We start from the raw sequence: 24,321 nt of genomic DNA, 5'->3' as shown, positions 1-24,321 counted from the left end.
AGTCAGTTAGAAGTCGTAACGGCCGGTGACGCCCAAGGTGCGCGGCGAGCCCAGCAGGCCTTCATAGCCGCCGTTGCCCGCGCTCCACAGGGTGGTGTAATAGGTTTTGTCGAAGGCGTTTTTCAGCCACAGCGAAACGTCCCACTGCCCTTGGTGGAAATCGCCCCGCAGGCCTGTGGATAAGTTGACGACGGCATAGCCCGGGATTTGTGCGTAGGCCGAGTCTTCAACGGTACCCACGGCTTTGGAGCGATAGGCATAGCTGGCGGTGACGTACTCTTCGAGTCCGTCGTTGAGGTTCCACTTGTATTCGCCGTTCACGTTGCCGATCCATTTCGACGCGCCGACCACCTGATGCCCGCTCAGGTCGCAGGACGCAGGCGCCCCCGGACGCAAGCTCACTTCTGGCGGGCACGGGGCGTCCTTGTACGAGAGGTAGCGCACGTCGTTGTAAGAACCGTTGACGTTCAATGTCAGCCCGCGCACAGGGATCAAGGTGCTTTCGAACTCGACCCCGCGTGAGCGCACCGACCCGGCGTTGGTCAGGTATTGCGCCCGCGTGGCGTCGTCATAGGCCGTGGTCTGGTAGCCGTTGACCTGCGTCCAGAACAGGTTGGCGTTGAGTTGCAGGCGGCGGTCCCACAGCGTGCTCTTGAGACCCAGCTCGGCATTGTTGGCGCGTTCGGCGCCGATCAACAGCGAATCGGCCCCGGCCGTGGGCGCCGAACCCACGGTCAGGTTGACCCCGCCGGATTTCTCGCCGTGGCTCAGGGTCGCGTAACCCAGCAGGTTGTCGTTGAAGTGATAACTGAGGTTGAGCAAGCCTGACGGGCTGGTGCTGTACTGGTTCAAGCCCCCGGAGTCGTAAGCGCCGACCCTCGCCCGGCGGGCCGTGGCAGCGGCCCCGGTCACGGCGACCCCGCCCACTGGCGCGTTGCGTTCCACCGAAGCGCTTTTCTCCTCATAGGTACCGCGCAGCCCGGCGGTGAAATCCAGCTTGGGGGTCAAATGCCAGGTGCCTTGGGCAAACAGCGCAAAGCTGTTGGTGTCGATATGGCCTTTGCCCAGGGTCGAGACATTGGCCAGCGCGCCCGTCGGCGTACCGTTCCAGATGTCCGCCTTGGGCCCGTAGTAGCTGAAGGATTTGTTATCCAGATCAGAGCCGAAGTAGTACGCGCCGACCACGTAATCGAAGAAGCCGCCGGTCGGCGACGCGAGGCGAAATTCCTGCGACCACTGCTTGTCCTTCACCGAAACGCCAGCGTTGTAGGCCACCGGCACATCGAGGCCGTCATCGTTGCGGGGGGTGAAATCCCACCAGCGGTAAGCGCTGACCGACGTCAGGGTGAAGTCGTTGGGCAGCGTCCAGTTGGCTTCCAGCGAGGTGCCGCCCTGAAACACGGTCACGGCTTGTTGGCTGTCGAGGTTGACCTTGCGGTGTGAACCGTTGACCAGTGTCGCGCCCACGGCGGCGGCCCGCGCTGAGTAGGGGTTCACCCCATTGATGGTCGGCCCGGTGCTGAACAGCGTACGGGTACCGGCGCTGGAGTCTTCTTCGTTGTAATCACCGATCCAGCGCAGGTTGAAATGTTCGTTCGGTTTGTAGAGCAGTTGCCCGCGAAAGCCCTCACGGGAGCCGCCGTTGAGCTTGTTGCCGTCGAATTCGTTTTTGATGTCGCCGTCACTGCGGGTGCGGTACGCCGAAAAGCGCCCGGCCAGCTCATCGGTCAGCGGCCCGGAAATCGTGCCCTTGGTCTGAAAGTAACCCTGCTCTCCTACCGACGTTTCGATGCTGCGTTCCGGGGTGAAGCTCGGTGCGCGGGTGCTGATGTTGATGACCCCGGCGGTGGTGTTCTTGCCGAACAGCGTGCCTTGCGGGCCGCGCAGGACATCCAGTTGTTCAATGTCCATCAGGTCGAACACGGCCATGCCGGGACGCCCGAGGTAGACGTTGTCGATGTACAAACCGACGCTGCCCTCCAGGCCATCGCTGGCCGGGTTGTTGCCCAGGCCGCGGATCGACACGCTGGACTGGCGGGCGTGCATGTAGGCCACGTTCACGCTGGGCACCAGTTGCTGCAAATCCTGAATGCGGTAGATGCGCTGCGCCTCCAGGGTCTGGCCGCTGATCACACTCATCGGCGTGGGCACGTTTTGCGCGCTTTCCTCGCGGCGCCGCGCCGTGACCGTCACCGTTTGCAACTGGCTGCCATCGGCGTGGGCAGGGCTTGCCTTGATCGCAGGGGAGGCGTCTGGCGCAGGGGTTTCATCCGCCGCCCAGGTCATCGAGCCGCTGGCACAGCCCGCCATGAACAACGCCAGCGGCAAGCGCTTGAAAGGCCTCGAAGGTAACGGCAGGGCGAGTGGGGATGGGCGCATGGACGGCTCCTGTGGGGCGAAATACACACAACTGCATATTCCTAAAAGTTATTTGTTTATGTTTTGACAGATATTTACTGCATAAGAGATTGCCTTTATAAGGAACCGACCTAATGCATAGCCAATGCATTTCCCGGGTATTTTTGATGTGAAAAATGCATATCGACCTGCGCCAACTTCGTCACTTCATTGCCCTCGCTGAGCAGCGCAGTTTTGTTGCGGGTGCGCAGGCGGTAAACCTGTCGCAATCGGCGTTCAGCCGGAGCATTCAGGCGCTGGAACACAGCGTTGGTTGCCCGCTGGTGGATCGCGGGCGTAAAGACCTGGCGCCCACCAAACAGGGTCAGGTGTTGCTGGAGCACGCCCGCAGACTGGTCAGCGGCGCCCGGCAAATGGCCAATGAGATCAATCAGTTCAATGGGCTGGAGGCGGGTGAGCTGCATTTCGGCTGCGGCCCGGCGCCTGCGTCTGGCCTGGTACCGCGCGCCATCGGACGCTTCATCGGGCGTTATCCCAAGGCGCGGGTGCATTTTCAGGTCGACGACTGGCAACGCCTGAGCAAGCGTTTGCAGGATGAAGAGTTTGAGTTTTTCGTCGCAGATACGCGCAATTTCGAGGCCGATCCGGCTTACATCACTCAGCGCTTACGGCCGCGCCGCTGGCATTTCTGCTGCCGGGCGGGGCACCCGTTGGCTGGGCGCCACAGCGTCAGTGCCGCCGAGCTGTTGAGTTATCCACTGGCGGTCACCATCCGCCCGCCAAACCTGCGCAAAGTGCTGGTGCAACTCAGTGGCCGTCTCGACTACGCACCGAATGTGGAATGCGAAAGCCCGTTCAGCCTGATGAGCGTGGTGCTGAGCAGCGACGCCATCGGTATTTGCGGTGCGTACAGCGATGTTTTTTTGTACGCCAAAGGCGATCTGGTGCGTATCGCCGTCGATGAGCTGACAGACGATCAGGACGCGCTTTACACCCGCTACGGTATCGTCAGTCGTGCATCGGTGCGCCTGTCGCCACTGGCCCAGGCCATGATCGAACAGATCAAGGCGCTGGATGACAGCGACGACCATGATGTGTGCGGCTTGGAGAATTTCGCCATCTGAGCCCGCCGGGGCATGCGCGCCGTGCATCAATGCCATTCACCAAATGCGCTTGTCGCTGGCGCCGTGCTCGCGCGAAATCGGTCACCTGATCTGTCAAAAGGTGAACCCCCATGCCACAGCTGCAACCTGTCAAAAACGTGCTCTACATCATGTGCGACCAACTGCGTCGCGATTATTTGTCGTGCTACGGCCACCCGCACTTGCACACGCCCAACATCGACCGGCTGGCCGCGGCGGGCGTTCGTTTCAGCCGTGCCTACACCCAGGGTACGATCTGCGGGCCGTCGCGCATGTCGGCCTACACCGGGCGCTACGTCAGCAGCCACCAAGTGGCGTGGAACGCTGTGCCATTACCTCTGGAAGAACTGACGCTGGGGGATTACCTGCGTCCGCACGGCATTCGCACTGCTCTTGTGGGTAAAACCCACGCCACGGCCAATGTCGATGCCTTACAGCGGCTGGCTATCGACCCTGACAGCCAGCAGGCAGAAGCCTTTAATGAGGTGGGCTTTGAAGCCTACGCGCGCCATGACGGGATTTACCCTGATAGCCCCCTGTTCGATGACAAGCGTGACGCGGCGCCGTACACCCATTACCTGCGCGACCTGGGTTACGACGGTGCAAACCCGTGGCATGACTGGGCCAATGCCGGGGCCGGGCCCACGGGCGAGATCCTGAGCGGCTGGAAAATGCGCAACGCCCACCTGCCGGCCCGTGTGCTGGAGCAACATTCCGAAACCGTCTTCACCACAGACCGCGCCATCGACTTCATTCAGGAGCAAGGTGAGCAGCCGTGGTGCCTGCATTTGTCCTACATCAAACCGCACTGGCCCTACATCGCTCCGGCGCCTTATCACGCGCTGTATGGCGCTGCGCAGGTGCTGGCGCCGATCCGTGCTCAAACGCCCAGCGATCACCCGGTCTACACGGCGTTTCGACAGCACGAGGAAAGCCTGAATTTCTCCCGCGAGGACGTGCGCCTGAACGTGATTCCGACCTACATGGGCCTGATCAAACAGGTCGACGATCAACTGGGACGCCTGTTCGACCTGCTGCACAGCACGGGCCGCTGGGACGACACGCTGATTGTGTTCACCAGTGACCACGGCGACTTTTTGGGTGATCACTTGTTAGGCGAAAAGGAGTTTTTGCTGGAGCCCGCGGTGGGTGTGCCGTTGATTGTGCGCGACCCTCGGGCCGCCGCAGATGTCACGCGGGGCACGGTGGACGCGCGACTTGCTGAAACCATCGACGCGTTGCCGACCTTTTTGCAGGCGCTGGGGGTGACTGGAGCGGAGCATCGTCTGGAGGGGCGTTCGTTGATTCCGTTGTTGCACGGCCAGAACCCCGTATGGCGCGACTATGCGATCAGCGAATATGACTACGCGTTTCAGGCACCGGCCCGCGAACGGCTGGGTCAGCCGATCGATCGTTGCCGCATGACCATGGTGCGCAGCGAACGCTGGAAGTATTTGGCGTATGACGGCTTTCGAGCGCAGTTGTTTGACCTGGAAAACGACCCGCAGGAGCTGAACGACCTGGGGGCTGACCCGGCGTATGCGGCGGTGCGTGAACAGCATGCGGGGTATTTGTTCGACTGGCTGCGCGGGCTCAAGCGCAGGACCACCATCAGCCATCAGGAAGTGGACCGTCGCGCTGAGAGCTTTCGGTATGGCGAACCTCAGGCGCAGAAGGTGGTGCAGATCGGCGTGTGGTAACGCCGGGCAAACAAAAACCCTCTCCCATCGGGAGAGGGTTGGAAGAATGGCAACGGGTCAGGCGCCTTTAGTGGTCTGGCTGCGGTGCCCTTGTACGCTCACCGGCACATCCCCTCGCAGGGTCACGCGGCGCACGATGCGCTCTTGAGTGCCGTAGTCGTCAATGGCGTAGTGCTGCGTCGAGCGGTTGTCCCAGATGGCCACGTCGCCGGTGTTCCAGCGCCAGCGCACGGTGTTTTCCAGACGGGTCACGTGGCTTTGCAGCAGGTTGAACAGGTGCGCCGAGTCGGCCTGTGAATACCCTTTGATACGTTTCACGAAATGCCCCAGCACCAGACTTTTCTCACCGCTCACCGGGTGAACGCGCACCACGGGGTGTTCGGTTTCATACACGGTCGAGGTAAAGACCTTGCGATAACGTTCGAGCTTTTCTGCCGAGACATCGGGTTTGGCGCTGGCGTAGTCGTATTCGTTGCTGTGAACCGCCCAGAGTTTGTCAGCCAGTTCTTGCAGGTCTGCGGGCAGCTTGGCGTAAGCCGTGGCGGTGTTGGCCCACACGGTGTCGCCTCCCGACGCCGGGGCCAGCACCGAGCGCAGCACCGAGGCTTTTGGGTAGGCATCCACGAAGGTGACGTCGGTGTGCCAGGAGTTGGCACGTTGACCTTGAGCGCCATCCAGTTCCATCAGGTATTGGGTGCCGTCACGCACCGGCACGGTGGGGTGGGCAATGGGTTCACCCAACAGGTGGGCGAAAGCTTCCTGACGTTGATCGTCGAGGTGGGTCTGGTTGCGAAAAAAAATCACTTTGTGGGTCAGCAGCGCCTGTTGAATGGCGTCCACGGTGGCCGGGTCGAGGTCGCCGGACAGTTTTATCCCGCGGATTTCAGCGCCGATGCGCCCCGCGACCGGATGGATGTCCAAGGCGTGTACGTCAGTTTTCACAGCTAATGCGGCAGTGCTCATCGTAAGAACCTCATCGTGTTTGACGGTGGTGGGGCGAAGGGATTAGCGGGTGGCGGCGGCCAGCGGCGGGGCAACCCAGTCGCTGACGTGAAACGCTTTGCGGATCAGCCGCTGTTGAGCGGCCAGGGTGATTGAGTCTTGCAGGGTGGCCAGGAATACCGGGTCCAGTTGCGACGGGAAAACCTCGCTGAAGGTTTGGTCCTTGAGGTCTTGCTCAAGGATCTGCGGCGGGTAGCTGGCCAGTCCCGAAACCAGTTGGATGTAGGCCGGTTTGTTGGCGTCGTTGGTCAGCCATTGCACCGCTTGCTCTTGGGTTTTGAGCAGTTTGGCCACGGCTTGCGGGTGCGCATCGACAAACGCGCCCGCGCCTACCAGTACGCTTTGGACGCTGCCTGCGTTGTTTAAATCTTTGGTGGTCAACGGGATCTCGGCCAGGCCTTTGGCCTGCAGCGAGCTGAGGTTGGAGCCGCCCCACGAGGCATCGATCTGTTGGGCGGCCAGGGCTGCCACGGCGGCGTTGAAGTCCAGGTTGATGACTTTCAGGTCCTTCTCGCTCAGGCCCACGCTGGCCAACGCGGCGTCGAACGACAGTTGGGTCGCGGTGCCTCGGAACAGGCCGACACGTTTGCCCTTGAGGTCGTGCAGGGTTTTGATCCCCGAGCCTGGCACCACGGCCAGGTATTGCTTGTTGCCCCGTGCCGCCGCGCTCAACAGGCGGGTGTCCAGACCATTGGCTTTGCCGATGATGGCCGCCAGATCGCCCAGGTAAGCGAAGTCGACCTGGCCATTGGCGAACGCTTCGTTGATCACCGGCCCTGCGCCTTTGAAGTATTTCCAGTCGATGGTGACGCCGTCTTCGGCAAAGGCTTTTTCCAGCAGTTGCTGGCTGCGCAGGACGTCGCTGATACCGCCACCACTGTGTTGCGCGCCAGCGCTCAGGTCGGGCACGGCGATGCGGATGTGTTTCAGGTCCTCAGCCTGCGCCAGCCAGGGCAAGTAGCCCAGCACGCCAATGAGTGTGGGGGCGGCGAGGCGGCGCAAAGTGCGTTTGAACGGGATGGGCATGGTTGCAGCTCCTGAAGGCGGCGGGCTTTGAGGAGCAAAAAGTAGGCAGAAGATTTTCAGGACAATAAATACTAAGAGTTCACAACTTAGTAACCAAAAGGAATAAGCGTTGCAGCCTGCGGGTGCTGGCCCGGTATGCATGAATCGCACTGAAAATATTCATGCATTGCATTGGAAGCCTGCGCAAAGACAGGCCATAAAGAGCAGTGCTTATCACCGATAGGCAGCTTTTGAGCGTTTTATAGATCAGACGGAAATATCTACAACCGGTTTGATAACGCCCACACAGCCGACAACGGAGGTCTGCGATGACTAAGGCTTCGCTGCTCAATTCACCGATGACCGCCCCGCCGCTGGGGTTCAAGGTGTGGTCACCCCCTTTCAATCAACGGGTATTGCCCTGGATTGTGCCGTTCAGCTTGCTGGCGTTGTGGTGGCTGGCGAGCCGCAATCAATGGATGAGCGAGCAAATCCTGCCGCCGCCTTCGCTGGTGTGGCAAAGCGCGCTGGAACTGGGTTCCGGCGAGCTGTGGGCACATTTGGCCATCAGCTTGCAGCGCCTGCTGGTGGGGTGGTTGGCAGGGGTGAGCATCGGTGCCGTGCTGGGGGCGGTGATGGGATTGAGCCGCCGCGCCGAGCGCGTGGTGCTGCCGACCTTCAGCGCACTGGCGCAAATCCCGACGTTGGCGTGGATTCCCCTGTTCATGGTGTTTTTCGGCATCGGTGAAGTGCTCAAACTGGTGGTGCTGATCAAGGCCATCGTGGTGCTCGTCACCCTGCACACGTTGATCGGCGTGCGCGATGCCCAGCCCACGTTGCGCGAGGCCGCGCAGGTGTTGCGCTTGCCGCTGACGGTACGGTTGCGGCGCCTGATTATCCCGGCGGCCCTGCCCGGCTTCATGTCCGGGTTACGGCTGGCGCTGGCCACGGGCTGGACGTCGTTACTGGCGGTGGAGTTGCTGGCGTCCAGCGAAGGCATCGGCTACCTGATGGTGTATGCGCGGCAGCTGTTTATGCTCGACATCGTGTTTGTGTGCATCGCGGTGATCGGGGTGATGGGCGTGGTGATGGACCGCGGTATCGGCTGGCTGGATAAAAAATGGGTGCACTGGCCCCATGCGGCCACCGCCCAATTGGCGCGTGGTCCCCGTGCTCAAGGCTGGCAGCGCCTGGAGTCCTGGTGGTTGCCGCTGGGGTTGTTCGGGGTGTGGCAACTGGCAGTGGCGTTGCAGTGGGTCGACCCGCAGATTTTGCTCAGCCCGCTGGCGGTGTTGCAGAGCACCTGGACCGGGCTGGTTGACGGCAGTTTGCCCACGGCGCTGGCCTTGAGCCTGAAACGCACGCTGGGTGGCCTGGTGATGGGGGGCGGTTTGGGGTTTGGCCTGGGCGTGCTGCTGGGGATGTCGCGTGTCAGTGAGCGGTTGCTCGGGCCGAGCTTGTCGGCCTTGCGCCAAATTGCGATTTTCGCGTGGGTGCCGCTGCTCACGGCATGGTTTGGCCTGGGCGAGTTGTCGAAGTGGGCGTTCGTTGCTCTGGCTGCTTTTTTTCCGCTGTTTATTGCCACCCAGCGCAGCGTGGCGACGCTTTCGCCCCTGCTGCGAGAGGCCGCGCAGGTGATGCGCCTGAGCCTGTGGCAGCGCGTGCGCGTGTTGGTCTTGCCGGGGGCCGCGCCGGGGATCTTCGCCGGACTGCGCCTGAGCCTGATCTATGCGTGGCTCGGCACCATCGGCGCGGAATATTTCATGCCGTCCAACGGCGGCATCGGCAGCCTGATGATCGGTGCGCAACAACTGCTGCGCATGGACACGATCTTCAGCGGCATGCTGCTGGTCGGCCTGACCGGCGCCGCTTTGAACCTGATTGGCCAAGGCCTGGAACGTCGCGCAACGCGCTGGAGACACGCATGAACGCACCGATTGTCAGTTTTAACCACGTGGGCAAAACCTTCGAAGTGGATGGCGCGGCACTGGAAGCCATCCGTGATTTCAACGTGCAGATCGCTGAAGGTGAGTTTGTCGCCATCGTCGGGTCCAGTGGCTGCGGCAAGTCGACTTTGCTGCGCCTGCTGGTGGGGCTGGACACCGACTTTCACGGCACGATTGAAGTCGATGGCAAGCCGGTCACGGGCGTGGGCAGTGAACGCGGGATTGTGTTTCAGGAGCACCGGTTGTTCCCGTGGCTCAGCGTGGAGGACAACATCGGCCTGGGGCTGGTCAACGAAGCGCTCAGCCCCGTGGAGCGCCGTCAGCGGGTGGCGGCGTTCATCGAATTGGTGGGTTTGACGGATTTCGCCCGCGCCCTTCCGCATCAGTTGTCGGGCGGCATGGCGCAACGTGTGGCGATTGCTCGCGGGTTGGTGGCCAGCCCACGGATTCTGCTGCTGGACGAGCCGTTCGGCGCGCTGGATGCCCTGACCCGTCAGCACATGCAGGATGAGCTGCTGGCAATTCGGGCACGGGCGAAAATCACCACGGTGCTGGTGACCCACGACGTGGAAGAAGCGATATTTTTGGCTGACCGCGTGGTGGTGCTTGAGCCGCGTCCGGGCCGGATCAAACAGGTGGTCAACGTTGACCTGCCGCACCCGCGTCAACGCGCCAGCTTTGCGTTTCATCAACTGCGCGAAGAGCTGCTGCATGAGCTGACCCACGCGGATCACTACACGCCGGTTGCGCCCATTCAGGTGCGTGATGTGCGCTTGGCCTTTATCGCGGTGTGAGGCAAGCGCCTACACTGGGTTGATCGTTCATCCCAAAGGCGGCGCCATGAAAACCCTCGTCGAGCATTTGAGCCAGTACGCCGCGTATCACCGCGATACGCGCAATATCCTGAGCCACTTTGTCGGCATTCCGCTGATCGTGATTGCGGTGGCGACGCTGCTGTCACGCCCGCAGTGGGCCGCCATCTCGCCAGCGTTGGTGCTGATGGTGGCCTGCGCGGTGTTTTATCTGCGACTTGAGCGACGGCTCGGGTTGCTGATGACGGTATTGATGGGGGTGGCGGTGTGGCTCGGTTATCGGCTCGCCGCCCTGAGCACGGGGCTGTGGCTGGGCTGGGGCGTCGGCTTGTTTGTGCTGGGGTGGGTGATTCAGTTCGTGGGGCATTACTACGAAGGCCGCAAACCGGCGTTCATCGATGACGTGACCGGGTTGATCGTCGGCCCTTTGTTTGTCGTGGTTGAATTGGGCTTTTTGCTGGGCTGGCGCAAGGATTTGCAGCAGGCGATCGAGCAACGCAGCCGCTGATGCGTTGAGCGGGGCCTGCCCCCCCGCCCAACCTCGGCAGCGCCTTTACCTGAACGCCTGATGCAGTTGCGCCAGGGTCTGGAAGTGGTACGTGGGCGCGAACGCGCTCAGCTCTTCAAAACTGCCAAAGCCATACCCAACGGCGGCGGCATCCAGGCCATTTTCCCGGGCGCCGATCAGGTCGTGCTTGCGGTCGCCGATCATCAAGGTCTGGGCCGGGTCGAGGCCTTGCTCGGTCAGCAAGTGGCGGATCAGCTCGACTTTATGGGTGCGCGTGCCGTCCAGCTCGCTGCCGTAAATCACTTTGAAGTGGCGGGCGAAGTCAAAGTGACGCGCGATTTCGCGGGCATACACTTGCGGCTTGGAGGTGGCGATAAACAGCTGTCGACCTTGGTCGACCAGCTCTTCCAGCAACGGCGTCACACCGTCAAACACGTGGTTTTCATACAGCCCGGTCACGGCAAACCGCTCGCGGTAAAAGCCCATGGCTTCCCAGGCACGGGCCTCGTCAAAGCCATAGGTGGCCATGAACGCTTGCAGCAAAGGCGGGCCAATGAAGTGTTCCAGTTTGCTCAGGTCAGGTTCGTCGATGCCCATTTTGCTCAGGCCGTACTGAATTGAACGGGTAATGCCTTCTCGCGGGTCAGTCAACGTGCCATCAAGGTCGAACAATACGTTTTGGTAATGCATGCAAGGCTCCTAAGCCGTGATCTTGAAGAGGCTCAAACCGGCTGGTGGTAGCCTTCGGCCAAGTGTTGGTCCTTGAGTTTGACGTAGTTGCCAGCGCTGTAGGTGAAGAAGGCCTTTTCCTTGTCGGTCAGCGCACGCACTGGCCTGACCGGGCTGCCAACGTACAGAAAACCGCTGTCCAGACGCTTGCCGGGTGGCACCAGGCTGCCTGCGCCCACGATGACATCGTCCTCAATGACGGCGCCGTCCATCACGATGCTGCCCATGCCGATCAGCACGCGGTTGCCCACGGTACAGCCATGCAGCATGACTTTGTGCGCGATGGTCACGTCGTCCCCGATCAGCAGCGGGAACCCGTCGGGGTTGAACGGCCCGGCGTGGGTGATGTGCAGCACGCAGCCGTCTTGCACGCTGGTGCGCGCGCCGATACGGATGCGGTGCATGTCGCCGCGAATTACGGTCAGTGGCCAGACGGAGCTGTCGGCGCCGATCTCGACATCGCCGATCACCACGGCCGAACGGTCAACGAAGGCGCGTTCGCCCAATGCGGGGGTGTGCTGCTGGAACGGACGGATGGACACAAATAGCTTCCTTCTTTAGCAGTAATAGGGCGTCACAGGGCTGCGGACTGCGGCGATTGTAATTAAGATGGCCCAATGTTTCTTCCAGCCAAGGTGCTTAACGTGAGCGAGAACAACCCTCTATTGCAGCCCTACGACCTGCCGCCGTTCTCGGCGATCCGTCCTGAGCACGTGCAGCCGGCCATCGAGCAGATCCTCGCTGACAACCGCGCCGGCATCGAAAAAATTCTTCAAGACCAAGGCCAAAACCCGACATGGGAAGGTCTGGTGCTGGCCATGGATGAGCTGAACGACCGGCTGGGCGCTGCCTGGAGCCCGGTCAGCCACCTCAATGCCGTGTGTAACAGCGCCGAACTGCGGGCTGCCTACGAGGCATGTTTGCCTGCCTTGAGTGCCTATTCGACCGAGATGGGCCAGAACCGCGAGCTGTTCCAAGCGTTCGAAGCCCTCGCGCACAGCCCGCACGTCGCTGACTTCGATCAGGCGCAACTGACCATTCTGGAGCACTCGCTGCGCGATTTCCGTCTGTCGGGTATCGACCTGCCGCACGACAAGCAAAAGCGCTACGCCGAGGTGCAGAGCAAGCTGTCCGAGCTGGGCAGCAAGTTTTCCAACCAACTGCTGGATGCCACGCAAGCCTGGACCAAGCACATCACTGACGAAGCGGCCCTGGCGGGCCTGACCGAGTCGGCCAAGGCGCAAATGGCGGCAGCGGCTCAAGCCAAAGGGCTGGACGGCTGGCTGATTACCCTCGAATTCCCGAGCTACTACCCAGTCATGACCTACGCCGAAGACCGCGCGCTGCGCGAAGAAGTCTACGCGGCGTACTGCACCCGCGCATCGGATCAAGGCCCGAATGCCGGTACGTTCGATAACGGCCCGGTGATGGAAGAAATCCTCGACCTGCGCCAGGAGTTGGCGCAATTGCTGGGCTTCGGCAGTTTTGCCGAGCTGAGCCTGGCCACCAAAATGGCCGAGACCCCGGACCAGGTGCTGACCTTCCTGCGTGATCTGGCCAAGCGCAGCAAGCCGTTTGCCGCGCGTGACCTGGAGCAGCTGCAAGCCTATGCCGCCGAACAGGGCTGCCCGGAACTCAAAAGCTGGGACACCGGATTCTTCGGCGAGAAGCTGCGCGAGCAGCGCTACAGCGTGTCTCAGGAAACCCTGCGCGCTTACTTCCCGATCGACAAAGTGCTCAAGGGCCTGTTCGACATCGTGCATACCCTGTACGGCATCGACATCGTTGAACTCAAAGGTTTCGACACCTGGCACCCGGACGTTCGCCTGTTTGAAATCAAGGAAAACGGCCAGCACATCGGGCGTTTCTTCTTTGACCTGTACGCCCGCGCCAACAAGCGCGGCGGTGCGTGGATGGACGGCGCCCGCGATCGTCGCCGCACGGCGGCTGGCGTGTTGCAAAGCCCGGTGGCGAACCTGGTGTGCAACTTCACCCCGGCAGTGGCGGGCAAGCCTGCTTTGCTGACACACGACGAAGTGACCACCCTGTTCCACGAGTTCGGTCACGGCTTGCACCACATGCTGACCGAGATCGAACACTCGGGCGTGTCCGGCATCAATGGCGTGGCGTGGGATGCGGTCGAGCTGCCGAGTCAGTTCATGGAAAACTGGTGCTGGGAGCCTGAAGGCCTGGCGCTGATTTCCGGTCACTACGAAACCGGCGAAGCTTTGCCGCAAGACTTGCTGCAAAAAATGCTCGCGGCCAAGAATTTCCAGTCCGGCCTGATGATGGTTCGCCAGCTGGAATTCTCGCTGTTCGACTTCGAACTGCACGCTACCCACGGTGACGGCCGCAGCGTGGCTCAAGTGCTCGACGGCATCCGCGATGAGGTTTCGGTCATGCGCCCACCGGCGTATAACCGCTTCCCGAACAGTTTTGCGCACATCTTCGCGGGCGGTTACGCGGCGGGCTATTACAGCTACAAGTGGGCCGAAGTGCTGTCGGCGGACGCGTTCTCGCGCTTTGAAGAAGAAGGCGTGTTCAACCCGCACACCGGCAAGGCATTCCGTCAGGCGATTCTGGCCCGCGGGGGCTCCAAAGCGCCGATGGAGCTGTTCAAGGATTTCCGTGGCCGTGAGCCATCGATTGACGCGCTGTTGCGTCACAGCGGCCTGACCGAGGGTTCGGCAGCATGAGCGATGCACCCGTGATCAAAACCAAAAAACGCTTTATCGCCGGGGCAGTTTGCCCGGCGTGCAGCGAGCCTGACAAATTGATGATGTGGAATGAAAACGACGTGCCACACCGCGAATGTGTGGCATGCGGTTATTCGGACACCTTGAATGAGCAAGGCCTGTCGATACCCAAGGAATTGGGGACGCGGGTCAATACCTCGGCCTTGAATAAAACGCCTGATCCCAAGGTTCAGGCGGTGCAATTCTTTCCCAATCCGAAGTTGAAAAAGCCTTAACGCCAAACGCCCTGTGGTCGCTATTGCGGTGCGACCACCGGGCGGCTTTCAGGCCGAGAAGAAGTAGCGTGTCAGGTGAAAGAAGATCGGCGCCGCAAAGCAAATCGAGTCCATTCTGTCGAGCATCCCGCCGTGGCCTTTGATCAATGTGCCCCAATCTTTGGCGCTCAGGCTTCGCTTGATGGCCGACATGACCAGCCCGCCGACAAACCCCATCACCACGATCACAAAGGCCATCAACAGTGATTGCCAAAAATTGAAGGGGGTCAGCCAAAACATGCCCCCGCCAATCAGGGTCGCCGCCAGACCGCCGCCCACCAGACCCTCAACGGTTTTTGAAGGACTGACCTGTGGCGCGACTTTGTGTTTGCCAAAGAGCTTGCCAAACACGTACTGCAGGACATCACTCATCTGCACCACAAACACCATATAGAACAACAGCAACGCGTTTTGCCCCTCAAACCCCTCCAGATCCAGCATTAACAGCGCGGGTGCGTGGCTAATGCAGAAAATGCAGATCATCACCCCCCACTGGATTTTTGCCGTGCGCTCCAAAAACCCGTCGGTGTCCTGACTCAGTACCGCAATCGCGGGTAGCAGTAGAAAGGCATACACCGGGATCAATAGCGTAAACATCGAATACCAATGGGTAGCGATCAGCACATATTGCAGCGGTATAAGGATGAAAAAGGCGACAAACAGCGCGTTATGGTCGCCTCTTTTGGTGGGGGCCAACGTGATGAACTCTCGGAGCGCTAACAGAGAAATGAAACCGAAAAGAATGACGGTTGCATGACTGCCGAGCAGGTAGGAGGTAAAGAAAACAATCACCATCCCCCACCACGCATTCACACGCTGATTCAGGTTTTCGACCGTTTCCACGCCATGCTCGGTGGTCGCGCGCCTGGCCAGTACATGACCGATGATCGAGGCGATGACCAGCAGACTGGCAAGCCCGGCAAAGAACCACAGAAACTTGGTTTCAAATGTCATTTGGATAACCTCACGATGGCATCGCGCGCCCGCTCAAGGAATAGCTGTTTCTCTTCGCCAGCGATGGTGGGCAGCGGATTGCCGATCCTGATGGTGCAGATAATGGGCAGGGGGAAATGTTTGCCTTTAGGCATTGAGCGATGAAGGTTTTCCAAATAAACGGGCACCAGGTCGACATCTGGGAACGTTTCGCTCAACCGGAACAGACCCGATTTGAAATCGCCCGGCAGGGCTTGGCAGGAGCGCGTTCCTTCCGGAAAGAAAATGATGGAGTGCCCGGCGTGCAGCACGTCGAATATGGGCTCCAGCGCGGGTTTACCGGCGTCTGGCTTACGCTCAATCAATACGGCATTCAGCCCTTTTTTTGAAATGTACGAAAGAAATGCGTTCTTGCCCCAATAGTCGGCTGCGGCCACCGGCTTCACATTACGGCGAGCCTCTTGCGGGAGGGCCGCAATGATGGCCAGTGTGTCCATATGGCTGGTGTGGTTGGCGAAATAGATGCGCTGGCGGGTCAGGTCGGGAGGGCTCTCCCAGCGGGCGTTCACACCAATCAGGACACGAAGCACTGAAATCAGAGCGTTACTGATCCACATGGGCGTTTTCCTTTAGCTGTCTGACGATAGCGAGCGTTCGTGTGCCGCAGGTGATAAGCGAGCCGATAACGATGATGAACAGGGTGGCCACTAGCGCGAGGTGCGTGCCATAAACGGCCGTTTCAATCGCATTGAATAAGAGGGCGCCCGTCATCAGTGCCATCCGGTGCTGTTTGGCCATGGGCCCTTTAAAGCACTGAGTGAGGCCAATCGAACCGCCAAAAACCCTGACATAGGCGGTCAGGGCTGCAGCCAGGGCGCCAAACCATCCAAGGTCTGAATAACCGATGGCATAGCCAAGCCCGACGATGAGCACACTGTCGGCCACGCGATCCGGAAATTCGTTGTACAGACTGCCGAGGCTGGATTGTTTTCCACCCTCTATCGCCACCATGCCATCGAGCAGATTGCACAGCAGGCGCAGTTGAATAAAGAGCGCACACGCGATCGACCCCATGACCCCGTTGTCCACGATCAACAGGCTGGCACCGGCTAACGCAAAGACCACGCTGGCGATTGAAATCTGGTTGGGAGAGATATTTCTTTTGAGCAAGGCATCTGTGATGCCCGTCGCCCATTTGGAGGCGCGTGCCTTGATGGGCCTTCGGTTTTCCTTCATGCGAATCCTTGCATCTTGCTGTGAGAGAAGAGGCGGACTTTAAGTGCGAAAGTCGGATAGCTATGTCGGGGCCGATGGGTAACTTGCGAGAGAAGTAGCCGATAGTTTTGTAGGGGTTTAGGTGCAGAAGTAGTGTTCAAGCGCCTAAAAAAAGCCTGAGCGTCGAGAGACGTCAGGCTTTGGTGGGGCGTGCGAACGTTACAGGCTAGAGTGTTTCTGCCACACCTTCGGTTTGAAGAACAACGTCTCGCCACGGGTCAGATCGGTCAGGCTGTCATGGTCTTTGACCACTTCTACTTCGATCAACTCGCTTTGCCCCTCAACCTTCAAGGTCACGCGAGTGGTCGCGCCCAGCGGACGGATGTCGCGTACCTGGGCGGCGTGGTGTTCTTCAATCTCATGGCGTGACAACGACACTTCGTGCGGACGGAACAGGACGTGTTGGTCTTCACCGATGTGCAGGCGGTTGGAGTCGCCCAGGAAGTGGTAGACAAAGTCGCTGGCCGGGTTTTCATAGACGTCACCCGGGGAGCCGATCTGCTCGATCACGCCTTTGTTCATGACCACGATGCGGTCCGCGACTTCCATCGCTTCTTCCTGGTCGTGGGTGACGAACACCGATGTCAGGTTGATGTCTTCGTGCAGGCGCGCCAACCAGCGGCGCAGCTCTTTGCGCACCTTGGCATCCAGGGCGCCGAAAGGTTCGTCGAGCAACAGCACTTTAGGCTCAACCGCCAGGGCGCGGGCCAGGGCAATACGTTGACGCTGGCCGCCTGACAGTTGCTCCGGGTAACGGTCGGATAACCAGTCCAGTTGCACCATGTTCAGCAGTTCGTGGACTTTTTCGGCAATCCGGCTTTCGCTCGGGCGTTCCTTTTTCGGCTTCATGCGCAGGCCGAACGCGACGTTGTCAAACACCGTCATGTGGCGGAACAGCGCGTAATGCTGGAACACAAACCCGACGTTGCGATCACGCACGTCATGGCCGGAGACGTCTTCGCCGTGGAACACGATGTTGCCTTCGTCCGGGGTTTCCAGGCCGGCAATGATGCGCAGCAACGTGGTTTTGCCGCAGCCCGACGGCCCCAGCAAAGCCACCAGCTCGCCACTCTGGATGTCCAGATTGATGCGGTCCAGCGCCTTGAAGGCGTTGAAGTTTTTGCTGACGTTACGAACTTCGATCGACATGCTTTATTCCTCTGCGGCGCTGGCGCGCAGGCGGTTAATACGGGATTCGCTCCACTGCTTGAGCAGCAGGATGAAGAGCGCCAGGATCAGCAACAGGGTGGCCACGGCGAAGGCGGCAACGTGGTTGTATTCGTTGTAGAGAATCTCGACGTGCAGCGGCAGGGTGTTGGTCACCCCACGAATGTGCCCGGACACCACCGACACTGCACCGAATTCGCCCATCGCCCGCGCGGTACACAGCACCACGCCGTAGATCAGGCCCCATTTGATATTGGGCACCGTGACGTGCCAGAACATCTGCCAGCCGTTGGCGCCCAGCAGGCGTGCGGCTTCTTCTTCTTGCGTGCCCTGCTCCTGCATCAGCGGGATCAGTTCGCGCGCCACGAAGGGCACGGTGACAAAAATGGTCGCCAGCACGATGCCTGGTAGTGCGAACACGATCTGGATGTCATGGTCTTGCAGCCACTCACCGAAGAAGCCCTGCGCACCGAACATCAGCACGTAGACCAGACCGGCGATCACCGGCGACACCGAGAACGGCAGGTCGATCAGGGTGACGAGGATGCTTTTGCCGCGGAAGCTGTATTTGCTCACGCACCAGGCCGCACTGACGCCGAAGACCACGTTGAGCGGCACCGAAATCGCGACGGCGATCACGGTCAGTTTCAGGGCCGACAGGGCATCGGGCTCAAGGATGGCGTCGAAGAACGCGCCGAAGCCCAGTTTCAGGCCCTGAGAGACCACGATCAGCAGAGGCAACAGCAGGAAGACGACGAAGAACAACCAGCCAAAGGCAATCAGTACCCGACGCGACAGCGGGCTGCCACGGCGGGCGGCGTTGGCGACGGAGGCTGCGTTCAAAGTGGAGTTGGACATGGTGACGCCTCCTTCAAAGGGTTTCGATGCGGCGCTGAATCAGGTTGATCACCAGCAGCAAAATGAAGGAAACCACCAGCATCATCACGCCAATGGCCGTGGCACCGGTGTAGTCGTATTGGTCCAGCTTGACCATGATCAGCAGCGGCAGGATCTCGGTTTTCATCGGCATGTTGCCGGCGATGAATATCACGGAGCCGTATTCGCCAACGCCGCGGGCGAAGGCCAGTGCGAAGCCAGTGAGCCAGGCGGGCAACAACGCGGGCACCAGAATGTGGCGGAACACTTGCAAGGGTTTGGCGCCCAGGCACGCGGCAGCTTCTTCGACCTCACGCGGGATATCAGCCAGCACCGGCTGGACGGTGCGCACCACGAACGGCAGCGTGACGAAGGTCAGTGCCAGGGTGATACCCATCGGGGTGTAGGCGATTTTGAAACCCAGGTCGGTGGCGAACTGGCCAATCCAGCCGTTGGGGGCGTAAAGCGCGGTCAGGGCGATACCGGCGACCGCGGTCGGCAGCGCGAAAGGCAGGTCGATCATGGCATCGATGACCTTGCGCCCCGGGAAGGTGTAGCGCACCAGCACCCAGGCCAGCACGGTGCCGATGATGCCGTTGATCAGTGCTGCAACAAAGGCAGTACCGAAGCTCAATTTGAGCGCGGCCAGTACGCGAGGGGCGGTGACGATGGCCCAAAACTGGTCCCAGGTCAGCTGGGCGGCATGCACGAACATGGCGGCCAGGGGGATCAGCACAATCAGGCTGAGATACACCAAGGTGTAGCCCAGTGTCAGCCCGAAGCCGGGTATGACGGGGGAGATACGACGCGACATAAAAGTCCTTGTTTAACGCACGAAGCCCGCAAACCGATTGCGGGCTTTATGTTCTAGCTTTCAGCGATACCTAAAAGGCCCGCCCCACAGGTTATTGCGCCTGATAGATCTGGTCGAACACGCCACCGTCATTGAAGAATTTCGGTTGGGCAGTCTTCCAGCCACCGAAGTCTTTGTCGATAGTCACAAGGTCCAGCTTCGGAAACTGTTGTGCGTATTTGGCCGCGACCTTCTCATCACGCGGACGGTAGAAGTTCTTTGCAGCAATTTCCTGACCGGCCGGGCTGTACAGGTGTTCGAGGTAGGCTTTTGCGATCTCGGCGTTGCCTTTTTTGTCCGCGTTCTTGTCGACCATGGCGACCGGAGGCTCGGCCAGAATCGACAGTGAAGGCACGACGATGTCGAACTTGTCTGCCCCGCCATCTTCTTTGAGCGCCAAAAAGGCTTCGTTTTCCCACGCCAGCAGCACGTCACCCTGACCGTTGTTGACGAAGGTGATGGTCGAGCCGCGCGCGCCGGTGTCCAGCACAGGCACATGCTGGAACAGTTTTTCTACATAGGCCTTGGCTTTGGTTTCGTCGCCACCATTGGCCTTGAGGCCGTAGGCATAGGCCGCGAGGAAGTTCCAGCGTGCGCCGCCACTGGTTTTCGGGTTCGGTGTAATCACCGACACGCCGTCTTTGGTCAGGTCGTTCCAGTCTTTGATGCCTTTAGGGTTGCCCTTGCGCACCAGGAACACGATGGTCGAGGTGTACGGGGTGCTGGCGTCCGGAAGGCGGGTTTGCCAGTTATCCGGCAGGGTTTTACCCAACTTGGCGATTTCGTCGATGTCGCCTGCCAACGCCAGGGTCACCACGTCAGCGCGCAGGCCATCGATCACGCCACGGGCCTGTTTGCCCGAGCCCCCATGGGATTGCTGGATTTTGACTGTGTCGCCGGGATGGCTTTGCTGCCAGAACTGAGTGAATTCAGCGTTGTAATCCTGATACAGCTCACGGGTTGGATCGTAGGAAACGTTCAACAACTCGTAATCTTTGGCCACGGCAGAACCCGCAAAAATGGCACTGGCCAGCGCGGCCAAAGCGTAACGGCGTAGGGACATAGGTGAGGCTCCAGAGCAGCGTGTATTTTTAGTTTTTATAAGCGCCCCAGACAGGGCGCCTGCGGTATTCAGCTATTTTTTTGGCCGGGATTCTGCAGACGAAACTTCTCTTTACGTTCGATCTGGACCACTTGCGCGTTGTGCACAGTGATTTCCACGGCACCGAAGCGCAGGTCACGTAGCGCGCTCTGGATTTCCCGCAGAATGGTGGCTTCGTCCTGGCCGTCAACGCTACGCAGAGATGCGCTCATGGTGCTGCTCCTGAAAATAGGGGGTGCCGAGGGGTTCGTGTCGGCGTGGGGGCAATAGTAGTGAGGCGCGATTATTCTTAAAAATACTATTTAAGAATGTTTATATAACTGAAATACGATTTACGACCTGCCCGGTCTCCGCTGCCCGGCCATGCAGGCTGATCGGGGCCCTGAAGTGGACGTTCACGGGGGCGGCAGACCGCCCGGCCACACCGGCCAGCACATTGTCATACGCGGTCTACACTCCAACTGCCTCGCCCGTGCACCACGCGGGGCAGGTGCGGCAAATGGCTCGGGCCCGGCGAGAACTGTTACTGGACAGTCAGGCTAATCAGGCTCACCTTAGGGCCGTTGTCGTCTTTTCCTGCATAGTCTGGAGTCCTTATGTCGTTTACCCCTGAGTTGGTTGCCGAACTGGAAATCCTTGCACTGTTCGATCTGAACAGCACTCAAGAAGGGCTTAAAGTCCATCAAAAAGCTGACAAAAAGCTGATCGCTGCCGCCAAGCGGCTCCATGAAAAAGACCTCATCACCCAACCTGACGGGGGCTACCTCACTAGCCTGGGCCGTGATGCTGTAGAGCACGTGCAAACGATACTGTCGATTCTGACCACCAAGCCTCTGGTGGCCGTGAAGTTGGCAGAACTTGCCTGACGCCACTGATCGCCTTCGGAATCTCTTCGGTGAATGAGGGATTCCGCAGGCTTACCGTCTCCTCCCCGCAAAAAATCTGACGTCAAAAGCGCTTTCGTCCTAAGCCTTTTCATACTCTCGCTGTAGACTCCCCCCTACGTTGCCTCCCTTCTCTTTCTCGCCTAGCGAGCCGGTTTGAGTTTGATATGACGCGCACCCAAGAAATTCAGATAGATCTGAATGAAGGTATTGACCGACAGACACTCACTCATTTGCGTGATCGGTTTCTTCACGTCAATCGCGCACGCCTGCTGCGGGCAACGGAGGGCCTGACCCCGCGTCAGCAAACGGTGCTGAGCCTGCTGCCGTTGTTTTTTCATGTGAATCACCCGCTGTTGCCCGGTTATGTGTCGGGCAGCACGCCTGCCGGGGTTGCCGGGTATGAGCCTGACGGCCCTGCCCTGACCGAAGCCCAGCGCCTGACCCGCTCGTTTTCCTACAAGGCGCGCACGCCCACTGCACAGTTGCCGATCCACGGCCTGTTCCTGATGGGCAGCCTGGGAACCTTGGCCCAGACTGATCAGAGCGACATGGATGTGTGGATTTGCCATGCTCCGGACCTGAGTGAACTGGCCCTCGAAGAGTTGCGCAAGAAATGCCAGTTGCTGGAAGCCTGGGCGGCCGGTTTAGGGGCCGATGCGCATTTTTTCCTTATTGATGCGCCCCGCTTTGCCCTGGGCGAACGCGATGCCCGCCTGAGCACGGACGATTGCGGTACGACGCAGCATTATTTATTGCTGGATGAGTTTTATCGCACCGCCATTTGGCTCGCGGGGCGTACCCCGATGTGGTGGTGGGTGCCGGCCAATGAAGAGGCCAACTACGCCGAATTTACCCACACCCTGCTCTCCAAGCGTTTTATTCGGGCTGACGAAACCGTCGACCTGGGGCATCTGGCACACATCCCGCCCGGCGAATTCGTGGGGGCCGGGTTGTGGCAGTTGTTCAAAGGGATTGAGTCGCCCTACAAGTCGGTGCTCAAACTGCTGCTGATCGAGGTGTATGCCAGTGAACACCCGAAGGTGCAGTGCCTGAGCCTGCGCTTCAAGCAGGCGGTGTATGCCCATCAGCTGGACCTCGATGAACTCGATCCGTATGTGGTGGTGTACCGGCGCATTGAGCAGTACCTCAAGGCGCGGGGCGACGTCGAGCGGCTGGAACTGGTGCGCCGCAGTTTGTATCTGAAAGTTAACCGCAAGCTGACCGGCAACCTCGCCCAACGCGGCACGCAATGGCAGCGCCAGTTGTTGGAGCGTCTGGCGCGGGAGTGGGGCTGGGATGAGCGACAGTTGGCCTGGCTCGACAGCCGCCCGGTATGGAAGGCCGAACAGGCGATCCATGAACGCCGGGCGCTGGTGCACGAACTCAATTACAGCTACCGCTTTTTGAGCCAGTTTGCCCGCGATGAGCAAGCCGCCGGGCTGACCAACAAACGTGACTTGAATGTGCTGGGGCGACGGTTGTACGCCGCGTTTGAGCGCAAGGCCGGCAAGGTCGACCACATCAACCCCGGCATTGCGCCCAATCTGGCGCAAGACCTGCTGACACTGGTGCACTCGCCAAACAAGAAAGAACCCGGCGAGTTTCATTGGGGCGTCTATCGCGGCAACCTCGCGGTGCACGAGTGGGAGCACACGCCGGTCATCAAGCGCAGCCCTGCGCTGCTTGAGTTGCTGGCCTGGTGCCATCGCAACGGGGTCATCGACAACAGCACCCGTCTGGCCCTCAACCCCGGCACGACGGATGTCAGCGAGTACGAACTGTTCAACCTGCTGGGGTGTTTGCAACAACTGATTCCGTTGCCGCTGGGGGCGGTGGACGAAACGCAGTTGTTGCGGCCCAGTGTGCCGGCGCAGGTGCTGATTGTGGTCAACGTCGGAATTGACCCGCTCAAGCATCACCGTGAAATGAATATCCTGATGACCACCGAACGCACGGATTCGCTGAGTTACGCCGGGGTGCGCGAAAACCTGGTGCTGACCCTGGACCAAGTCACGCTCAACAGTTGGAACGAGGTCATCGTCAGCCGTTTCGATGGCGAACATGCGCTGTTTGAATGCCTGGCGTACTACCTCAATGCGCAACCGACCGGGCGTGAAGCCCCGCAGTTGCGCGTGCGCTGCTTGTGCCACAACCGGGCGCAATTTATCGCGCATCGGGTGGAAGGGATTTTCAATACGGCACAGGCGCTGCGTGCCAGCGGGCAAGCGCTGCGGTATGTGGTGCAAGTCGAGCAGCGTCTACATGTGCTGGAGTTGACCAAAGAGCACGTACACCACGTGGCCCTGGCGGACCGCAGCGCACTGGCCGGCTATCTGAGCCAGAGCCTGGCAACGTATCGGCCGGTGCATCTGGACCCGATGGCTTTAGGCGAGGATGACCTGGGGCTGATCCTGCCCAAAGGCAAGCCGGGGGCCATTCAAGTGTTTTATCGACTCAATGATGGTGAGGCCGACCTCAGCGTGCTCGACGAGTGCAATGTGCTGTGGCAGCAGACTGTTTCGTTCCATGACGAGATGAGCCTGTTGGTGCCCTTGCAGCGTTTTTTACAGGCGTCGTTGTTTCGTCGGGAAGCGTGCCAGCCGTTGGAAGACGAGAGCCCCGCCCCGCCACTGGACCTGTTGTATTACCAGCTATTGCCGTCGGGCAAGGGCCGGGCGCGCAGCGTTGAAGCGCGGCGCATCCCGGCCAGTGCGGCGTTGACGCCTTACTACGAGGTGCAAGCGGTGGTCGGTAAAGGCGCGCATGGTGGCCAATGGGTCACGCTGTTCTGCAACCAGCGCGAATTCAGCCAGATGGACTATGGCGATCAGTTATACGCAGCGGTGGCGCGGGAAATTGTCGGGCAGCGCCGTGAAACCGAGCGCTACCGCTGTTACATCACTGATCTGGATTTATCGGGGCTGTTGGGCGAAAACCACAGCCCGAGCCATCTATGCCTGCGCTACAAGGCGGATCTGGAGCAGGCGCTCAACGAGGCGCTGGCGCAGGTCTGAGG

At 60.1% G+C, this 24,321-nt stretch carries 22 protein-coding genes; 9 read left to right on the top strand and 13 right to left on the bottom strand.

The features are described 5' to 3' along the window. Positions 1-6: 6 nt before the first annotated feature. Positions 7-2,379: a TonB-dependent receptor gene (locus TU74_RS04105; protein WP_047296424.1), complete on the bottom strand. Its 2,373-nt coding sequence runs from the start codon at positions 2,377-2,379 to the stop codon at positions 7-9. 155 nt (positions 2,380-2,534) lie between these two features. On the opposite strand from TU74_RS04105, the gene TU74_RS04100 reads away from it, so the two are divergent. Both TU74_RS04100 and TU74_RS04095 read left to right on the top strand, forming a co-directional pair. Next, positions 2,535-3,482, top strand: coding sequence for a LysR family transcriptional regulator (locus TU74_RS04100; RefSeq protein WP_048375223.1), 948 nt, complete (start codon positions 2,535-2,537; stop codon positions 3,480-3,482). 110 nt (positions 3,483-3,592) lie between these two features. Continuing rightward, positions 3,593-5,200 carry an alkaline phosphatase family protein gene (locus TU74_RS04095; RefSeq protein ID WP_048375221.1) on the top strand — a complete coding sequence of 536 codons (1,608 nt, stop codon included), beginning with the start codon at positions 3,593-3,595 and terminating at the stop codon, positions 5,198-5,200. Between the two features lie 57 nt (positions 5,201-5,257). On the opposite strand, the gene TU74_RS04090 is transcribed toward TU74_RS04095, so the two are convergent. Together TU74_RS04090 and TU74_RS04085 are read right to left on the bottom strand one after the other, a co-directional pair. Then, positions 5,258-6,163 carry a TauD/TfdA dioxygenase family protein gene (locus TU74_RS04090; protein ID WP_047296429.1) on the bottom strand — a complete coding sequence of 302 codons (906 nt, stop codon included), beginning with the start codon at positions 6,161-6,163 and terminating at the stop codon, positions 5,258-5,260. A gap of 42 nt (positions 6,164-6,205) precedes the next feature. Beyond that, complete coding sequence (locus tag TU74_RS04085; RefSeq protein ID WP_047296431.1) at positions 6,206-7,228, bottom strand: ABC transporter substrate-binding protein; 1,023 nt, start codon at positions 7,226-7,228, stop codon at positions 6,206-6,208. A 308-nt stretch (positions 7,229-7,536) separates the two neighbouring features. Between TU74_RS04085 and TU74_RS04080 the strand changes: the two genes are divergently transcribed. Genes TU74_RS04080 through TU74_RS04070 form a run of 3 tightly spaced genes read left to right on the top strand, consistent with a single transcriptional unit; the run spans position 7,537 to position 10,473 of the window. Next, positions 7,537-9,135: an ABC transporter permease gene (locus tag TU74_RS04080; RefSeq protein ID WP_048375220.1), complete on the top strand. Its 1,599-nt coding sequence runs from the start codon at positions 7,537-7,539 to the stop codon at positions 9,133-9,135. Further along, positions 9,132-9,947, top strand: a complete 816-nt coding sequence (locus TU74_RS04075; RefSeq protein ID WP_048375218.1) for an ABC transporter ATP-binding protein — start codon at positions 9,132-9,134, stop codon at positions 9,945-9,947. Before TU74_RS04080 ends, TU74_RS04075 begins: the two co-directional genes overlap by 4 nt. A 46-nt stretch (positions 9,948-9,993) precedes the next feature. Beyond that, positions 9,994-10,473, top strand: coding sequence for an Mpo1 family 2-hydroxy fatty acid dioxygenase (locus TU74_RS04070; protein ID WP_048375217.1), 480 nt, complete (start codon positions 9,994-9,996; stop codon positions 10,471-10,473). A 45-nt stretch (positions 10,474-10,518) separates the two neighbouring features. On the opposite strand, the gene TU74_RS04065 is transcribed toward TU74_RS04070, so the two are convergent. Continuing rightward, positions 10,519-11,163: an HAD family hydrolase gene (locus TU74_RS04065; protein WP_048375215.1), complete on the bottom strand. Its 645-nt coding sequence runs from the start codon at positions 11,161-11,163 to the stop codon at positions 10,519-10,521. Positions 11,164-11,195: 32 nt separating this feature from the next. Beyond that, positions 11,196-11,744, bottom strand: coding sequence for a gamma carbonic anhydrase family protein (locus TU74_RS04060; protein ID WP_048375213.1), 549 nt, complete (start codon positions 11,742-11,744; stop codon positions 11,196-11,198). Between the two features lie 102 nt (positions 11,745-11,846). On the opposite strand from TU74_RS04060, the gene prlC reads away from it, so the two are divergent. Together prlC and TU74_RS04050 are read left to right on the top strand one after the other, a co-directional pair. Continuing rightward, on the top strand, positions 11,847-13,898 hold the full coding sequence (gene prlC / locus TU74_RS04055) for an oligopeptidase A (protein WP_047279685.1): 2,052 nt from the start codon (positions 11,847-11,849) through the stop codon (positions 13,896-13,898). Then, a complete protein-coding gene (locus TU74_RS04050; RefSeq protein ID WP_047296443.1) occupies positions 13,895-14,173 on the top strand; it encodes a YheV family putative zinc ribbon protein in 279 nt (92 codons plus the stop codon). The genes prlC and TU74_RS04050 overlap by 4 nt, the downstream gene beginning before the upstream one ends. 48 nt (positions 14,174-14,221) lie before the next feature. On the opposite strand, the gene TU74_RS04045 is transcribed toward TU74_RS04050, so the two are convergent. The 8 genes from TU74_RS04045 to oscA form a co-directional block, all read right to left on the bottom strand. Further along, the gene (locus TU74_RS04045) at positions 14,222-15,166 is read right to left on the bottom strand and encodes a phosphatidate cytidylyltransferase (protein WP_048375212.1); all 945 of its coding nucleotides are present in this window, start codon (positions 15,164-15,166) and stop codon (positions 14,222-14,224) included. Further along, complete coding sequence (locus TU74_RS04040) at positions 15,163-15,762, bottom strand: lysophospholipid acyltransferase family protein (RefSeq protein ID WP_048375210.1); 600 nt, start codon at positions 15,760-15,762, stop codon at positions 15,163-15,165. Before TU74_RS04040 ends, TU74_RS04045 begins: the two co-directional genes overlap by 4 nt. Beyond that, a complete protein-coding gene (locus TU74_RS04035) occupies positions 15,749-16,381 on the bottom strand; it encodes a CDP-alcohol phosphatidyltransferase family protein (RefSeq protein WP_047296447.1) in 633 nt (210 codons plus the stop codon). The genes TU74_RS04040 and TU74_RS04035 overlap by 14 nt, the downstream gene beginning before the upstream one ends. A gap of 198 nt (positions 16,382-16,579) precedes the next feature. Further along, a complete protein-coding gene (locus tag TU74_RS04030) occupies positions 16,580-17,569 on the bottom strand; it encodes a sulfate/molybdate ABC transporter ATP-binding protein (protein ID WP_047278886.1) in 990 nt (329 codons plus the stop codon). 3 nt (positions 17,570-17,572) lie between these two features. Then, positions 17,573-18,445, bottom strand: coding sequence for a sulfate ABC transporter permease subunit CysW (cysW, locus tag TU74_RS04025; protein ID WP_047279603.1), 873 nt, complete (start codon positions 18,443-18,445; stop codon positions 17,573-17,575). A 13-nt stretch (positions 18,446-18,458) separates the two neighbouring features. Then, positions 18,459-19,277, bottom strand: coding sequence for a sulfate ABC transporter permease subunit CysT (gene cysT / locus TU74_RS04020; RefSeq protein ID WP_048375208.1), 819 nt, complete (start codon positions 19,275-19,277; stop codon positions 18,459-18,461). Between the two features lie 91 nt (positions 19,278-19,368). After that, entirely contained in the window at positions 19,369-20,379 is a 1,011-nt protein-coding gene (locus tag TU74_RS04015) for a sulfate ABC transporter substrate-binding protein (protein WP_048375206.1), read from the bottom strand. A gap of 68 nt (positions 20,380-20,447) precedes the next feature. Continuing rightward, the gene (gene oscA / locus TU74_RS04010; RefSeq protein WP_047278876.1) at positions 20,448-20,630 is read right to left on the bottom strand and encodes a sulfur starvation response protein OscA; all 183 of its coding nucleotides are present in this window, start codon (positions 20,628-20,630) and stop codon (positions 20,448-20,450) included. Between the two features lie 384 nt (positions 20,631-21,014). On the opposite strand from oscA, the gene TU74_RS04005 reads away from it, so the two are divergent. Then, the gene (locus tag TU74_RS04005; RefSeq protein WP_048375204.1) at positions 21,015-21,284 is read left to right on the top strand and encodes a TIGR02647 family protein; all 270 of its coding nucleotides are present in this window, start codon (positions 21,015-21,017) and stop codon (positions 21,282-21,284) included. A gap of 185 nt (positions 21,285-21,469) precedes the next feature. Then, complete coding sequence (locus TU74_RS04000) at positions 21,470-24,319, top strand: class I adenylate cyclase (protein ID WP_048375202.1); 2,850 nt, start codon at positions 21,470-21,472, stop codon at positions 24,317-24,319. Positions 24,320-24,321 lie beyond the last annotated feature (2 nt).

The sequence above is a fragment of the Pseudomonas lundensis genome (assembly GCF_001042985.1).
GTDB lineage: Bacteria > Pseudomonadota > Gammaproteobacteria > Pseudomonadales > Pseudomonadaceae > Aquipseudomonas > Aquipseudomonas lundensis.
This window is presented reverse-complemented; position numbering and strand designations above follow the sequence as displayed.

Excerpts from the sequence above, each read along its gene's own strand:
- TU74_RS04105 (WP_047296424.1), bottom strand. The coding sequence starts at position 2,379 with ATGCGCCCATCCCCACTCGCCCTGCCGTTACCTTCGAGGCCTTTCAAG.
- TU74_RS04100 (WP_048375223.1), top strand. The coding sequence starts at position 2,535 with ATGCATATCGACCTGCGCCAACTTCGTCACTTCATTGCCCTCGCTGAG.
- TU74_RS04095 (WP_048375221.1), top strand. The coding sequence starts at position 3,593 with ATGCCACAGCTGCAACCTGTCAAAAACGTGCTCTACATCATGTGCGAC.
- TU74_RS04090 (WP_047296429.1), bottom strand. The coding sequence starts at position 6,163 with ATGAGCACTGCCGCATTAGCTGTGAAAACTGACGTACACGCCTTGGAC.
- TU74_RS04085 (WP_047296431.1), bottom strand. The coding sequence starts at position 7,228 with ATGCCCATCCCGTTCAAACGCACTTTGCGCCGCCTCGCCGCCCCCACA.
- TU74_RS04080 (WP_048375220.1), top strand. The coding sequence starts at position 7,537 with ATGACTAAGGCTTCGCTGCTCAATTCACCGATGACCGCCCCGCCGCTG.
- TU74_RS04075 (WP_048375218.1), top strand. The coding sequence starts at position 9,132 with ATGAACGCACCGATTGTCAGTTTTAACCACGTGGGCAAAACCTTCGAA.
- TU74_RS04070 (WP_048375217.1), top strand. The coding sequence starts at position 9,994 with ATGAAAACCCTCGTCGAGCATTTGAGCCAGTACGCCGCGTATCACCGC.
- TU74_RS04065 (WP_048375215.1), bottom strand. The coding sequence starts at position 11,163 with ATGCATTACCAAAACGTATTGTTCGACCTTGATGGCACGTTGACTGAC.
- TU74_RS04050 (WP_047296443.1), top strand. The coding sequence starts at position 13,895 with ATGAGCGATGCACCCGTGATCAAAACCAAAAAACGCTTTATCGCCGGG.
- TU74_RS04045 (WP_048375212.1), bottom strand. The coding sequence starts at position 15,166 with ATGACATTTGAAACCAAGTTTCTGTGGTTCTTTGCCGGGCTTGCCAGT.
- TU74_RS04040 (WP_048375210.1), bottom strand. The coding sequence starts at position 15,762 with ATGTGGATCAGTAACGCTCTGATTTCAGTGCTTCGTGTCCTGATTGGT.
- TU74_RS04035 (WP_047296447.1), bottom strand. The coding sequence starts at position 16,381 with ATGAAGGAAAACCGAAGGCCCATCAAGGCACGCGCCTCCAAATGGGCG.
- TU74_RS04030 (WP_047278886.1), bottom strand. The coding sequence starts at position 17,569 with ATGTCGATCGAAGTTCGTAACGTCAGCAAAAACTTCAACGCCTTCAAG.
- cysW (WP_047279603.1), bottom strand. The coding sequence starts at position 18,445 with ATGTCCAACTCCACTTTGAACGCAGCCTCCGTCGCCAACGCCGCCCGC.
- cysT (WP_048375208.1), bottom strand. The coding sequence starts at position 19,277 with ATGTCGCGTCGTATCTCCCCCGTCATACCCGGCTTCGGGCTGACACTG.
- TU74_RS04015 (WP_048375206.1), bottom strand. The coding sequence starts at position 20,379 with ATGTCCCTACGCCGTTACGCTTTGGCCGCGCTGGCCAGTGCCATTTTT.
- oscA (WP_047278876.1), bottom strand. The coding sequence starts at position 20,630 with ATGAGCGCATCTCTGCGTAGCGTTGACGGCCAGGACGAAGCCACCATT.
- TU74_RS04005 (WP_048375204.1), top strand. The coding sequence starts at position 21,015 with ATGTCGTTTACCCCTGAGTTGGTTGCCGAACTGGAAATCCTTGCACTG.
- TU74_RS04000 (WP_048375202.1), top strand. The coding sequence starts at position 21,470 with ATGACGCGCACCCAAGAAATTCAGATAGATCTGAATGAAGGTATTGAC.